Below are 14,406 nucleotides of genomic sequence, written 5' to 3' on the forward strand. Positions count from 1 at the left end.
TATATATATTTCAATTTCTTAGTAAAAATTAAAAATAGGTAGAAATTCCAAAACTGAAGCCTGTCGTAGTTGATGAAGGATTTGCAAAAACATCTCTTTGTTTCTGAAATCTGTAATTAATTCTAAAAACAGTCTGTGCATTTGGTCTTAAACTAATTGCAGGCATTACACTCCATAGGTCATCTCCAATTTTGTTGTTATTTTCTCTAAAGTGGCCTACATTCCAGTCTATATATTCAAAACGGCATGCAACATTAACAACGGCTTTTTCCCAACCTAGAATTTTTCTTTTAACTATGGGTTGCACAATATCAAGAAATCCTCCATATTGTCTATCCCCATATTGCTGTGTATAAGTTTCAGGAACATCTACTTTTACCCATGCCCATTCCGCAGTAATAAAAGTTCCCAAATTTGGAAGTGTATTATTATAATCCAATGCAAATACTCTTACTCTTCTCTTATCATCGATCTGGAGACCATCATCCTGAAATTTATTGTAAATACCTCCCATATAAGAAACTCCAATCTCTCCTGCTTTTTTATGTCTTGTAGCAATTTTGGCGGTTAAAAGAGGGATGCCGCTATTGATTCCTTCAAAACGTTCGGGATTACTTTTGGCAGCGGGCAAATAAGTTTTGTTCTGACTATTATCAATAATTGAATTATCAAAATTTCCGGAAAGATAGGCTTCATAGCCAATCATCCAATCTGCTTTATACATTTTTCCATATAACCCAAAGCCGGCGTTGCTAAATGTTGCAGGCAACATTTGTGTTGCTGATATAGGACGATCAGTAAATTCCCATTTCGGACCATCATGATTTTGGTTGAAAGCCCCAATTGGATTCATGATAATTCCTCCTCGCAAATTAAGCAGGGGATTAAGCTCCACATCAATGGCAGCAAATTCAATATTAATCTCTTTACCACCTTCTTCCAATTCTATTTCACTAAGAAATTTTATTTTGGACGAAATTGAAGAAGATACGAAAAGTGTCATTCTTCGTAATTGAAATTGATGTCCTTCTGATACGCCGTCGGTACTGATGTGCTGCCAGTTGAGTTCTGCATAGCCTCCGATAGAGACAGGTACTTTTCCTAGGCCTAAGAAAGGGCGTGTGTAGACAGCATCCATATTTAAAGATTGGGCGCTGTCTATAGGAATTCTTTTTAATAGCTCAGTATCGACCTGTGCTATGGTTGTTTGAAATATTAAAAATACAGTAAGGTAGAGGATTTTTTTCATACGGGTTTCTTTAAAGAAATTTTCAAAAAATCGGATTCTATGTACAGCGGAAATTTTCTTAGTGCCCTATCAGCAGGACCGTTTTGTACATGCCCTTTATTGGTAAATTCGCTACCGTGTGCAGGACATTGGAGCTTGTCTCCAAACACTTGCAATTGGCTTCCCTGATGGCTACATTGCATCCATAATGCCTCGTATTGGGTTTCTGAAAAACGAAATACGCAGATAGGATATTTCAGGATATCATTTTGAATGATGACATAAGAACGTTTTTTATCTGGATATTTTGCTTCCACAAAATCTACCAAAGGCAATATAATGTAATCTTCTTCAATTGTTCCAGCAACTATTTTATTGCTTATACACCCTGAAAGAACGATAGGAAGTGCTGTAATCCCCAAACAGGCAAAACCACATTTTTTTATAAATTCAAGTCTATCCACTTTTATAATGATTTTAAAAATTTAATAATAGCTTCTTTCTCCTGAGATAATAACTGCATGTATTTATTTTTGCTATTTGTAGCTTCTCCACCATGCAGTTGTATAGCTTCCTCTATACTTTTTGCTCTACCATCATGCATTAGGGAATATTGCCCCCCTTGTGATTTTGGTGATAAACCCAGTCCCCACAATGCAGGAGTACGCCATTCATAGGTCTTTGCAGATCCTTCTGTATATCCATCATCCAAAGCATTGCCCATATCATGAAGCAATAGATCTGTGTATGGGTAAAACTTTTTATTTGATAATGCTGAAATTGAAGATGATGAAGTTTTTAATTCCGAGACATGGCATTTAATGCAACTTATTTGGGTAAATAGAGCCTGCCCCTGCTTAACACTATTGTTTTCTGGATCTCGTTGAATCGGCGTTTTTAATGTACGCAGATAAAATACGACATCTGCAATGGTTTTGTCAGAGACCTCTGGGTCAATGTTCATTCCTGAATAAACATCTTGAGGATTAAATGTTGAAGCAATGCCCATATCTTGATTATAGGCATTAACAGTCTGTTGATGTAAACTGTATGTGGATGCTTTTTTACCAAATCGTCCGATATACTTCCCTCCTTTTGGGATCGCAAAAGGAAATGGCGCTTGATATGCTGGAAGCACTATGTAATTTGGAACTCCTGAAATCCCATCATTATCTGCATCAAAAGGATCAGCCATTGCCAAGATATCTGTATCGGACACCAATTCAATAAAACCCAATCCTGTATTTGCAGGCGGAGTAAATTTGGAAAATGTCGCTCCGAAAGGAATTGTCTCCGGAGTATAACCCGGTATCGCTCTATTCTGTAATTGGGGACCACCTAAATGTAAAAATAAATTACCCGTTTCGTCAACCTGACCAAAACGAGTCAGCGTAGAAAAAGGCGTGCCCTTTCCGTCACCGGCATGGCAACTGCCGCAACTTGTTGCTACAAATGTAGGCCCAAGCCCTTTTTCAACTGTGAAAATTTCATCATTAAAAGCAATATCTCCTTTCAAAAATTGCTGGTTTTCAGCGTAGGACAAACCCTCAATCGGACCGTCTAATAATTCGCCTTCGTCTATTGCTTCCGGATGGAGGTTATCACAAGCCTGCACGATAATAAAAACAAGATAGCAAAGTACAACAACAGATAAATATCTTTTACTCACGATTATTTTTTTTTCAAATATAAACAAATTGTTAGACTAATCTAACAATTTGTTTATATTAATCTAATTTTATTGTAATATTTAATCTGGATTTCGGTTTTTGAACTTTTATCTTATTTAACACATAGTCATATTCCAAAAATTTTAAAAGTGTTCTACTCAGAGTAATCTAATGGAAGATTTTTATAGTGTAAGAAACGAAGGTATAATTCTGTCCAAACTTTTTTTGGCGAGGCATACAATTAATTACTAGATTAAAAAAGCAAAGAGGCTGTCCGAAAAGTTTGGACAGCCTCAATTTTTGCTGGTTCTATTCTTACCCCAATACAGGAGGAGTATATGAATATTTGATTCTCAGAAGGTGTATCTGACTTTTAGGTCACTTCCTTTTGCTTTTTTAATCTTCTATAATAAATTTTGTATTGCTATTATCTAATTTAAGAAAATAAACTCCTTTTGGTAGACTTTTCAAATTAACTGTATTCCCATTCTCGAATGGTTTTTCAATTGTTTGAACATTTTGTCCAGCAGAATTAATAATTAATGCAATTTTAAATTTTTTCAAATCTTTTTCGCCAGTTACTCTTAAAACATTTCCTCTAACTGGATTTGGCACAATGGTTAGATTTTTAGATATTGAAACATCATCTACAGCCATAAAAGCTCCCCAAATCAGCGCAACAAATTCAGGGCGGTCTATATATGGATTCCTATTTCCCTGATATGTGAAAGCTGCATTATTTCGTGCTATTTCAAAAGCTGAGACTGGATCTCCATCATTCCACGCAAGTAATTGTTTGAGTTCCCAAGTTTGAAGACCTGGAAATGCCGAAGAGCCTAAAATGTTTCCACTGCTGAAACCAGAAAGTTGTGTTTCATATCTTGTTACAAAATATAAAATCATTCTTGCAATATCTCCCTTAAATTCATCTATTGGTTCAAAAACAGTACCTGCGTAGCCCGCGGAAGCCGAACTTCCTAATTTTGAACCATTTAATGAAGTAAAGGAAACCGTTCCTACTTTTCCAAATGGGTAATTTGATCGCATTCCGTTTACCTTGCCATCAGTTGGTGTCACAAAATGGACATCTGATCTCATTGGTAAGTTTTGGTTAAATAAGCTTTGTGGTACTACATGCTCCCTATTATAACAATCGCCTTCACTGCTGTAATTACCACACTGGTTAGAACCGTGGTTATAGTTGTATGGATCTGATCCAAGTGGATTTTCTGAATACATATCCATTACAGTTCCGTCGTTTTCATAAAAATAATCTCGGTCTGTAGTTTGAAATGCATTTAATAATCCTGCATACCCTTTGTCTTGGTGCCCATTGGTAATTATTGTTTTAAGTTTTGATTTTAGGGTTGCTCCAGAAAGACCTGCTGTTCCGTCATAATAATTCGTTGGTGCTTGTGCAGAGATTGTACAAAATACAAAGCCCGTCAAAAGATTTAGTAATAATTTTTTCATGCTAATGTTAAAAAATAAAAGGTTTATAAAAGTTGTTTGAATGAATTTTTGTTTGGAAAATATTGTTTGGAGAATATTGTTTGGAGAATACTTAATTTTTATTCAGAAAATGATACATTGTATTTTAATTATTTAGAGTGTGTTTGATGGTTAGATGGTCTGGGATGAATTTTTGTATACTTAATACTAAATTTATAAGTCTGATGTATTATTAGCAAAAGAAAAAAAAGGGCACAACAGATTAGATAAAAGATATCCTTGGATGAAACCCTATGTTTACTATTACGTATTGCTTTTCTTTTTAATGTCCTTTTAAAACTCATTACATTACTTTTAAAAGGACAATTGATAGTTTAGCCCCATTATATTCGTTTTATCAAATTTTTGATAAAATGGCGAAATCATAGAAGCAGACTTACCCTTGCTGATGTTAAACAAAGAATTGATTTTGGGATATAACCAATAAGCTATTTCTGTTGACAATATCCCAACTCCAGCGCCTGCAAATACATCAGTTACCCAATGTTTGTTATTAATTACCCGGTATACACTTGTAAAAACCGCAAATGAATATCCCGATATTCCAAGCCAGTAATTGGTGTCCTTATATTCACGGAATAAAAAGTGGGCAGTCGAAAAGGCAACAGCAGCATGTCCCGAAGGAAACGACATATTATTGGATTTATCAGGTCGTTCTTCTCCGATTAATTTCTTACTTGGAAGTACAATAGCCGCTGTCAAAGCCTGGCTGGTTGCAAAAATAATTGTTCTTTCTTTAAAATTATGTTTACCCTTCATTCCTGCTATATTCAAGGCATACACCATTGCAGCAGGGACGTACTGTGTATAATTATCCAGCTTTGAATTGGACAAATTATGTTCATTCACTTCTCCCCTAACATCACGATCTATTTCTTTCATCTCAGGAACAACAAAACTGATGGCACCGACTGTAATCAAGCTTGCCGGGATAATTAATTTCTTGTAACTTAATTGATGATGTTTCAGATCAGATACTTCTAAAGAATCATAGTAATCTAGAGTATTTAACTTCAGACTGTCTTGTGCTGAGGCTAAACAACAAATCTGCATCAATATTATGAGCATATATTTTTTGAAAAAATTTGTCATGGGAATATGCATTTTGATTTAATTCAGTGGTTATTTTCGAACATAGTTATTGATGTTCCGATATAAAACCGGAATAAAAACAATAGAATTATATTGATTTAAAGATTAGTTAGATATTGGAGGTTGCTTTAAAAACTTCATTTTATTTATTGAATTGCAATGTTTAAAAAAATCTGAAAAGTAATTATTCAAATTTCATTTTCTGAATTCTTACGGCATTCAGAATAGCAATAAGTGAAACTCCTACATCAGCAAAAACAGCTTCCCACATGGTTGCTAAACCACCAGCTCCAAGAATAAGCACAATTGCTTTCACTACAAATGCTAGGATGATATTCTGCCAAACAATCTTTTTTGTTTTTTTACCGATATTGATTGCCATGGGAATTTTTGAAGGTTTATCATCCTGAATTACGACATCGGCTGTTTCAATAGTCGCATCACTTCCTAATCCACCCATAGCAATTCCTACGTCACTCAATGCAACCACTGGTGCATCATTTACCCCGTCACCAACAAATGCGACGCTCTCTTTTCTTGCTTTAATCTCTTTAACTTTATTGACTTTGTCTTCTGGAAGTAAATCACCAAAAGCATTATCAATTCCTATCTCGTCCGCAACATATTTAACCACACTACTTTTATCCCCACTGAGCATAGTCACCTTAACATTAAGATTATGAAGTTTTTTGATTGTAATCCCTGCATCTTCTTTTATACTGTCTGCAATAGTAATAAGGCCAGCAAATTTTCCTTCATATGCTATTGCGATGATAGTATAAATAATTGTGGAAGGGTCAATATCATATTTAATATTGAATTTATCCATTAGCTTAAAATTACCCACCAGCAAATCTTTTCCGTTCACAGTCGCTTTAAGACCGTGACCTGCAATTTCTTCAGTATTATCAAGATTGATAGAATTATCAATTTCTCCAACATACTCATGAATAGCGGTTGCGACAGGATGCGTTGACTTACTCTCCAGCGTATTTACAAGTTTAAGAATTTCATCCTGGTCAAAACCTGGTTCAATTTTAACTTCCTGAACTTTAAAAACACCTTCAGTCATTGTTCCGGTTTTGTCCATTACAACGTTTTGTATCTCAGCAATTTTATCGAGAAAATTACTTCCTTTAAATAAAATCCCATTTCTGCTTGCGGCACCAATCCCTCCGAAATATCCTAAAGGAATCGATATTACCAATGCACAAGGGCATGAGATCACTAAAAATACCAGCGCACGATACAACCAATCTCTAAATACATAATCATCAACAATGAAATATGGTACAACGCAGATTAAAATTGCCAATAAGACGACTATAGGTGTATATATACGAGCAAATTTTCTGATAAAAAGTTCTGTAGGGGCTTTTTGTGATGTGGCATTCTGTACCAATTCCAAAATCTTACTTAATTTACTGTCTTCGTAAGCAGTAGTGATCTTTACTTGTGCGACGCTCGTCAGATTGATCATTCCTGCTAAAACTGACTCCCCTTTGCTTTTCGTATCTGGTTTACTTTCGCCTGTTAAAGCAGCGGTGTTGAAGGATGCCGAATCACTTAGCAATTCACCGTCCAACGCTAATTTTTCACCAGGTTTCAATTGAATAATCTCTCCTATTTTAGCTTGTGCAGCTTTTATAGTTTTAGGAATATTATTCTCCAAAATTGTAACCTCATCTGGTCGCTGGTCAAGTAAAGCTTTAATATTACTCTTAGCCCTTGTAACTGCGAGAGTTTGAAAGGTCTCTCCTACAGCATAGAACAACATTACAGCAACACCTTCAGGATATTCTGCGATAACAAATGCGCCGACAGTAGCAATGGTCATCAGTAAAAATTCCGAAAAAACATCACCTTTTACGATACTTTCAATAGCTTCTTTTATAACAGGAAGGCCAACAGGAGCATAAGCAGCCACATACCATATTGTCCTAATCCATCCATCAAACCATTCAATTTTAACGTAATTATCAAATACAATTCCCGTTAATAGAAGCACAAGTGATATTACTGATGGTAAAAACATTTGAAAAATAGTTTTATCCGTGCTTCCGTGGTCGTGTCCGTCTTCATCGCTATGATCATGATCATGCCCGTCGTTCGCTGTATGTTTCGATTTTTTCAGGAGATTATCAGCCTTTTTATCAATCTTTTCCTCTTGTGCAGAGCAGCAGAGCTGTTTGCCCTCTGCGTCATACTTGTGAATGTGTTCCATAATATTTTGATTAAATGTTTACATTTTTAAATCTTAAAGTAAGCTAAACGTTGTTTCCTTCATCATGATTACTTTTGTTTGAAATATTACTTTTTATTATCTTTCTAAACCATGTGAATTTATTAAGAGATAATAATATGTAAATTAAAACGGTAGAAAATATGGCCAGTACATACATATTGAGAGCAACTGCAGAGCCGACTGCAGCCGTAGCCCATAAGGCAGATGACGTTGTTAGCCCCATAAGACCGTTGCCTTTATCCTTAAAGCTCAAACCTGCGCCGATAAAGCCGAGTCCCGTTGCTATCGCAGCGAGCATTCGTGCAATAGCAGATTTATCATCTGTAAGGTGAGATGCAATTGCAACAAACAGACACGAAGCCAAGGTAATTGCACCAAAAGTTCTGATTCCCGCATCTTTATGGGATGTTTCCCTCTCAAAACCTATAATACAACCTAATACTATTGACAAAAAGAGTTTAGCTGCAATAATTAACTCAAAGCGGAGATCCATATTCATATCAATTATTTTTTTTGATTCTGCTTCAAACCATTATTTTTATAAAGGTAATAGGCTGTTTGATAATTCGCAATTGCCCTTCTTACTATTTCCGGCTTAGGTAATACAGCAATCTGATCGTTTTTTCCTTGTATATATTTAAAAGTCTCAACTTTTTGTTGGGGTGAAAGGATGACGAGATCATCATTCTCCATATAGGCAAGTTTTTGGTAAGTCCCAACAAATATTCTGGGAATATAGTTGTCGCTAAGTACATTTTTTCCATACAGATTGCTTGTATATTTCCATCCTAAAAAGTTAAATAAAGTAGGATACAAATCAATTTGAGAACACATTTTATCGATTTTCAAAGACTGCTTGTCTTGAAGATTTACAATCATCGCGGGAATATGGTATTTTGATATATCAATTTCATTTTTCCCAGCGCTGCTGGCACAGTGGTCTGCAACAATAACAATAACAGTATTTTTATACCATGGCTTATTTTTTATCTTTTTCAGAAATGCTCCTATTGCATAATCTGTATATTTAACTGCTCCTTCTCTTCCTGAACCAGAGGGAATATCAATTTTTCCATCCGGATAGGTGAACGGTCGGTGATTTGACGTAGTCATAACAAAGTCGTAGAAGGGTTTGCCACTTTTATATTGCTGATCTGATTTTCTGATTACCTCATTGTAAAGATCCTCGTCACATATACCCCATGCGTTTTCGAAAGTAATATTTCTATCATCGATTGAAGTTCTTGGCGCAAGATAGTTTTCCTTTGCAAATGCATTTCTGTTTCTATCAATAATGTTATATCCGTTATTCCCAAAATACTTGTTCATATTATCAAAATATCCGTCCCCTCCATAAAAAAAACTTGTATCATAACCCTGCTGACTGAAAATTGATCCTATTGTTGTCAGCTGGTCATTATTTTTTCGTCTGACGATACTATTACCTGGTGTAGGGGGTATTGCAAGAGAAAGAGCTTCCATTCCTCGAACCGTTCTCGTACCTGTAGCATACATATTTGTAAATAAAACACTTTCTTTTGCAAGCGAATCCAATACCGGAGTTATACCCTGATTATTTCCAAAAGTTTTCATGAAATCTGCACTGAAACTTTCCATTGTAATCATAATTACATTAGGTCTTTGTACAGTTGCTGTGGTGGGTTTAATTTTTCTTTCGATTGAGAAACTGTTCTGCAGAAATATAGAACTGCTGTCTTTCAAATCATTTTTAATAATCTTAAAAGCATCCTTATTATCCATAAGTTGATAAAAATGATCGTAATTAATTTCATTATTATTATAAGCAGAAAAGAATGAATAGATTCCTGATTTTGACAATTCATTTTGATAGCGGTTGGTACTCAAATCCGCAAAATTGTTTTCGACTAAGAAAGCATAAACAAGAGTTGCTACAAAAATTCCAACCGTTATTTTCAGCCTTGAAAAAAATCTGGTAGTGCCTTTGAAAGTATCAAAAAAATATTTTTTTCGGATACAGAAAAAAATTACAAAAAATGTGAGAATTATCATCACTGCAATTAATATTGGCAGGGGATAAGACTCATTGATATTATTAATTACTTCGTAAGTGTAAATAAGATAGTCTACAGCGATAAAATTAAACCGGCTTTCAAATTCCTGCCAAAAAGTTATTTCAGCAAAAAAGGAAAAAAACAGAATCAATACAACAAGAGAAAAAGAAAAGTAGGTAATGATTTTATTTAATCTAGAATCTACCAATCGTTGGGGCAAAATCAACAAATAAAGGCTATATGGAAATATGAAAAACAAACCTACCCCTATGTCATATATAAGTCCTAATAAAAATACTCTAATAAAAGCTACTGCAGAAAACTCAGCCTTAGGAAATGAGGACAATACAAATCCCAGCCTTAGTAAAAAAGACATTATGATAAATAATAGAAAAAATCTGGCAAGCAATGCATAGCTGCTCTTAAAAAGACTTTTAGGTTTCATACCGAGAATAGATTTATTTTAAAGTTAAATGTGGATAGCGATCCCATGAACCGCCAAGGAAGCTTCCTGAAGTGATTGATAATACGTGGGCCAGAGCCAATAATTATGACATCAAATCTGTTTTCCATATTCCAATATTTTTGATTATTAATATTGTAAATCTTTAAAGATGTGCTTCGCCTTCTTTGTGTCCTTCTGTTTCAATTTGAAAAGTAGTATGTGAAATTTTAAAATCAGTAGTAGCTTTTTCTGTAAGTGTTTTTAGTAGAATATTCATATCCTCACTACGCTCAGCAATGACATGTGAGCTCATTGCATTAAATCCTGAAGTAAGAGACCAAACATGCAGGTCATGTATTTTTTTGACTCCATTTATGGATTCAAGGGATTTCCGTAAATCTTCTATGTTAACATCATTTGGTGTACCTTCTAAGAGAACATTTATAGCCTCCTTCAACAGTTTCCAAGTCCTTGGAAATATTAAAAGACCTATTGCAGCAGAAATTAATGGATCAGCATAATACCAACCTGTTGTTAACATTATTATTCCTGCAATCATTACTCCTATCGATGTTAATCCATCGGAAAGAACTTCAAAATAAGCGCCCTTCATATTTAGACTCTCGGAAGAATCTTTACGGATAATTATGATCCCTATGATATTTACCACTAAACCAATCCCAGCTACAATCAACATAGGAGTACTTTGTACCTCTGGAGGATTATTAAATCTCTGATATGCTTCAAACAAAACATATATAGAAATACCTAATAAAACAACCGCATTAATAACGGCAGCCAATATTTCTGTTCTATAGTAACCAAAAGTTTTCTGAGAAGTTGCTTTTCTTTCACCTATCTTGATAGCAACGAATGCTAAAAATAGCCCTACCACATCTGTCAACATGTGTGCTGCGTCAGCTAACAACGCGAGACTCTTTGTTGTAATACCTCCTATTACCTCTGCAATCATATATGTGCCACTTAAGCACAGTACAATCAATAGATTTTTTTTGTGCTTTGATGAGGCTGAAAGATTTTTATTATCGTTATTCATAATTTCTAGATGTTATCTTATATCCAAACTACATTTCAAAATAGGAATCATTCTCTTTTTTAGCGGGAATATTTTTCTCACCAATCATTTGAAGTAGGTTGATTTCAATCGTCTGAGCCAAAGCTGTCATTGGTGTATCAACAGGAGTATTCTCAAAAGGATCCTGCATGATAATAGCTGTTTTCTCTATCGTAATAAATATAATAGGGACAATAATAGTAGTGACTATTTCGACAGTCAACTGAGAATCTTCCAAACCAAAAGGCAATAAAAAAGCAAAAACATAAATCAATGTATGCAGCAGGATACTGTAAGCTCTTGGAAATACTGTATTTTTCAATCGCTCGCATTTTCCCATGCTGTCGCATAATCTCATAAGAACCTCATTTAACTGAACTTCTTTAAAATCAGAAATATGACCTTCCGCAGCAATTTTTCTAATCTGTTCGGAATGCTTATCCAAAATTGCATTAGGAATATTTGTTCCTGTAATGTTATGGGACTGCAGATAATTCTTCACTTTATCTGAAAATACCTGTTTTCTCAATGCTTCACCCAAGGCATACACCCACACAATCTGTCTTTCTGCAACTAGCCTGCTCTCCTCGGGTAGTTCAGGAACAAACTGTCTTACTAATCTTATAAAAGATCTTGAATCATTGACGATAGCGCCCCATACGGTTCTTGCCTCCCACCATCTTTCATATGACTGTGCTGTTCTGAATGCCAGAAGTAATGACACTGCCGTTCCCAGCAATGCGGGGATACTTAATGGAATAGATATTTTTTTAAATAGAGATATATCATCCAAAAAACCTATAAAAAAAGCAAAAAATACAATCAATATGATCTGGTACTTAATCTGACGGACAAAATATCCTATCGAAATTCTTTTGTTGAGTAACATCGCTTTTTTGTATTTGATATTTATATTTTTTCTACTTGTTAATTTCTAGGGAGAACCCTTTATTTCTTTTTATTATTTTCAAAACAACATATAACAGCATAGTCACTATGCAACCTATAATAAAAACATTATTGAAATGAAGATGGTTATTCATAACTTCTGCCGAAATATCAAATACAGTAAAAATCAGAAAGATGGCAAAAAGTCCGTTTTTTTCTTTAAGCAAAACTTTTCTGATACTGAACCTCAGCTGATTACTTTTGAACAATGAAAAATTAGGTATAAACGGAGGTACTCTTTCAGTCCACCTGATATAATAATCCCCAAATTTTCTTTCAAGAAATTGCTCCTCAGCAAATATGATTCTTTCATAATAGATCCAATAAAAAAGGACGAATGAAACTATAAACCATATGCTTTCAGTCAACAGAGCTAAACCAAGCCACATAAAGAAATTTCCGAGATACAGTGGATTTCTGACAATACTGTAAATTCCTGTCGTATTTAATTCATCAGCTACCTGACCCGCTTTTGTGTTTCTGCCTGATGTATTTTTTGGAGTAAAGCCAACTGTGTAAATCCTTATGCTTAATCCGAAAATACTTATAAGGAGGCAAAACAATTCATAATAAACATTACATTCAGAGATACTTCTGTTCCAATTGGTCTCAATAAAAACTGCTAAACCAATGAAAAGAATGATGAGCGGTAAAAAACTTCTGTATCTGAATAGCCAGTTACCTTGTTTTTCAAGTTCTTGTTTTAAGGCCATAATCATTAAATTTTAAATAAGAGTGAAACACCTTAAGGTTAATTTCACTCTTTTAGTTTACTAATGTCCGTGATCTCCGGCATTTGATAATTTAGCATTCACGAAAAAAGCTCCTTTCACTACAATTTTTGAATCTTTTGGTATTTCAACGACAGGAGTAATAGCAGTATATCCCATTTCAGATGAGCCTTTGGCTACTTCCACTTTCTCAAAATTCATTTTCTTTCCCTGCTCCTTTGCATGATTACCAGCTTCCTGTTCATTTTTGTGACCGTGTTCAGCTTCTCCTTCATCATGTCCATGTCCATGATCATCATCTGCCTTCTCTAGAGCTTCATGCTCCTCAGCTTTTTTGTCTGTCTGTACAAATACATAGAACTTACCGTCAGCCTCTACAATTGCCTCATCGGGAACTGCAGGCGTTGTCGCACTCTCAAGATTAATTACACCTGTGATATTCATTCCGTCGATCAACCCCACTTTATTTCCTGTAACATTGGCATGAACAGAAATGGTCTTGCTTTCATTTTCAAAAGAAGAACCGATACTGTAAACCGTTGCATTATAAAATATTTCAGGATTATTGGTTAATTTAAACTGTACTTTCTGACCTACTTTCATTTTAGGTAAGTCTCTTTCAAATACCTGAAGATCCAAGTGAATTGAACTGTTATCTATCATTTCCAAAACCGGTGATGAAACATCTACATAACTTCCTATTTGTGCATTGATATTACTAATTACACCACTGATAGGAGCAGTAATAACCAATCCTGAACGGAGATTTCCATTGTTGACTCTTCCTGGGCTTATGCCCATCAGCTGAAGTTGTCTCTGTAAAGATGCTCTTTGTGTTCTCAGACTCTTCAGTTCGGCATCAGAACTCTGTAGATTCTTTTTGGCTCCTGCATCATTGTCAAATAGCTCTTTCTGCCTTCTGAATTCCTGCTCTGCAAAAGATATTCGACTGTTTACGGTTAAATATTGCTCCTGCAGCTGAATGTATTCTGGATTACTGATGCTTGCCAACACCTGCCCTTTTCTTACATAATCACCAATCTGAAAATTAATGGTCTTAATAACACCTCCATATAAAGAGGTCACTGTAGCTTTTTTATCATTAGGAACCCTCAACAATCCGTTGGCTTTTATGGTTGACGTTAGGTCTTTCATTTCAACTTGTCCCAGTAAGACTCCTACAGATTTCATTTGTTCTTCTGTAAGTTCAGCAATAGTTTTCGGTCCTTCTTCGTGAGCACCCTCTTCAGCTTGTTCTGTTTTGGGTTTTTCTGTTGTTGCTTCCGCTGTATCTTTCTTTCCGCAACTAACAGCAAAAAGTGAAATTAAAGCTAGAGATACAATACTATATTTGATTTTCATCTTTATAAATTTATTTGTCAGATGAAGTACCTGTAATACTGATTAATTAATAGCATTACAGGCAT

At 35.0% G+C, this 14,406-nt stretch carries 12 protein-coding genes; all 12 read right to left on the reverse strand.

Going from position 1 to position 14,406, the window contains the following annotated elements; translation table 11 throughout:
• Positions 1 to 28: 28 nt before the first annotated feature.
• The 12 genes from BUA97_RS04250 to BUA97_RS04305 all read right to left on the reverse strand — a co-directional run bounded on the left by BUA97_RS04250 (position 29) and on the right by BUA97_RS04305 (position 14,341).
• A complete protein-coding gene (locus tag BUA97_RS04250) occupies positions 29 to 1,249 on the reverse strand; it encodes a hypothetical protein (RefSeq protein WP_072996596.1) in 1,221 nt (406 codons plus the stop codon).
• Positions 1,246 to 1,692, reverse strand: a complete 447-nt coding sequence (locus BUA97_RS04255; protein ID WP_072996597.1) for a QcrA and Rieske domain-containing protein — start codon at positions 1,690 to 1,692, stop codon at positions 1,246 to 1,248. The genes BUA97_RS04250 and BUA97_RS04255 overlap by 4 nt, the downstream gene beginning before the upstream one ends.
• 2 nt (positions 1,693 to 1,694) lie before the next feature.
• The gene (locus BUA97_RS04260) at positions 1,695 to 2,897 is read right to left on the reverse strand and encodes a di-heme oxidoredictase family protein (protein ID WP_072996598.1); all 1,203 of its coding nucleotides are present in this window, start codon (positions 2,895 to 2,897) and stop codon (positions 1,695 to 1,697) included.
• A gap of 397 nt (positions 2,898 to 3,294) precedes the next feature.
• Positions 3,295 to 4,371: an endonuclease gene (locus BUA97_RS04265; protein ID WP_072996599.1), complete on the reverse strand. Its 1,077-nt coding sequence runs from the start codon at positions 4,369 to 4,371 to the stop codon at positions 3,295 to 3,297.
• Positions 4,372 to 4,704: 333 nt separating this feature from the next.
• Positions 4,705 to 5,502, reverse strand: a complete 798-nt coding sequence (locus tag BUA97_RS04270) for a phosphatase PAP2 family protein (protein WP_245795797.1) — start codon at positions 5,500 to 5,502, stop codon at positions 4,705 to 4,707.
• A gap of 184 nt (positions 5,503 to 5,686) precedes the next feature.
• Complete coding sequence (locus tag BUA97_RS04275) at positions 5,687 to 7,726, reverse strand: heavy metal translocating P-type ATPase (protein WP_072996601.1); 2,040 nt, start codon at positions 7,724 to 7,726, stop codon at positions 5,687 to 5,689.
• Between the two features lie 43 nt (positions 7,727 to 7,769).
• Positions 7,770 to 8,246 (reverse strand): MgtC/SapB family protein, encoded by a 477-nt coding sequence (locus tag BUA97_RS04280; protein ID WP_084081246.1) that lies wholly within the window; start codon positions 8,244 to 8,246, stop codon positions 7,770 to 7,772.
• Positions 8,247 to 8,251: 5 nt separating this feature from the next.
• On the reverse strand, positions 8,252 to 10,156 hold the full coding sequence (locus BUA97_RS04285) for an LTA synthase family protein (RefSeq protein ID WP_228459744.1): 1,905 nt from the start codon (positions 10,154 to 10,156) through the stop codon (positions 8,252 to 8,254).
• A gap of 232 nt (positions 10,157 to 10,388) precedes the next feature.
• Positions 10,389 to 11,282, reverse strand: a complete 894-nt coding sequence (locus tag BUA97_RS04290; RefSeq protein WP_072996603.1) for a cation diffusion facilitator family transporter — start codon at positions 11,280 to 11,282, stop codon at positions 10,389 to 10,391.
• Between the two features lie 28 nt (positions 11,283 to 11,310).
• Positions 11,311 to 12,189 carry a bestrophin family protein gene (locus BUA97_RS04295; protein WP_072996604.1) on the reverse strand — a complete coding sequence of 293 codons (879 nt, stop codon included), beginning with the start codon at positions 12,187 to 12,189 and terminating at the stop codon, positions 11,311 to 11,313.
• Between the two features lie 31 nt (positions 12,190 to 12,220).
• Complete coding sequence (locus tag BUA97_RS04300; protein WP_072996605.1) at positions 12,221 to 12,961, reverse strand: methyltransferase family protein; 741 nt, start codon at positions 12,959 to 12,961, stop codon at positions 12,221 to 12,223.
• A gap of 60 nt (positions 12,962 to 13,021) precedes the next feature.
• Positions 13,022 to 14,341, reverse strand: coding sequence for an efflux RND transporter periplasmic adaptor subunit (locus BUA97_RS04305; protein WP_072996606.1), 1,320 nt, complete (start codon positions 14,339 to 14,341; stop codon positions 13,022 to 13,024).
• Between the last annotated feature and the right edge of the window lie 65 nt (positions 14,342 to 14,406).

Source organism: Epilithonimonas mollis, assembly GCF_900142325.1.
Lineage (GTDB): Bacteria > Bacteroidota > Bacteroidia > Flavobacteriales > Weeksellaceae > Epilithonimonas > Epilithonimonas mollis.

Excerpts from the sequence above, each read along its gene's own strand:
- BUA97_RS04250 (WP_072996596.1), bottom strand. The coding sequence starts at position 1,249 with ATGAAAAAAATCCTCTACCTTACTGTATTTTTAATATTTCAAACAACC.
- BUA97_RS04265 (WP_072996599.1), bottom strand. The coding sequence starts at position 4,371 with ATGAAAAAATTATTACTAAATCTTTTGACGGGCTTTGTATTTTGTACA.
- BUA97_RS04270 (WP_245795797.1), bottom strand. The coding sequence starts at position 5,502 with ATGACAAATTTTTTCAAAAAATATATGCTCATAATATTGATGCAGATT.
- BUA97_RS04275 (WP_072996601.1), bottom strand. The coding sequence starts at position 7,726 with ATGGAACACATTCACAAGTATGACGCAGAGGGCAAACAGCTCTGCTGC.
- BUA97_RS04280 (WP_084081246.1), bottom strand. The coding sequence starts at position 8,246 with ATGAATATGGATCTCCGCTTTGAGTTAATTATTGCAGCTAAACTCTTT.
- BUA97_RS04285 (WP_228459744.1), bottom strand. The coding sequence starts at position 10,156 with ATGTCTTTTTTACTAAGGCTGGGATTTGTATTGTCCTCATTTCCTAAG.
- BUA97_RS04290 (WP_072996603.1), bottom strand. The coding sequence starts at position 11,282 with ATGAATAACGATAATAAAAATCTTTCAGCCTCATCAAAGCACAAAAAA.
- BUA97_RS04295 (WP_072996604.1), bottom strand. The coding sequence starts at position 12,189 with ATGTTACTCAACAAAAGAATTTCGATAGGATATTTTGTCCGTCAGATT.
- BUA97_RS04300 (WP_072996605.1), bottom strand. The coding sequence starts at position 12,961 with ATGGCCTTAAAACAAGAACTTGAAAAACAAGGTAACTGGCTATTCAGA.
- BUA97_RS04305 (WP_072996606.1), bottom strand. The coding sequence starts at position 14,341 with ATGAAAATCAAATATAGTATTGTATCTCTAGCTTTAATTTCACTTTTT.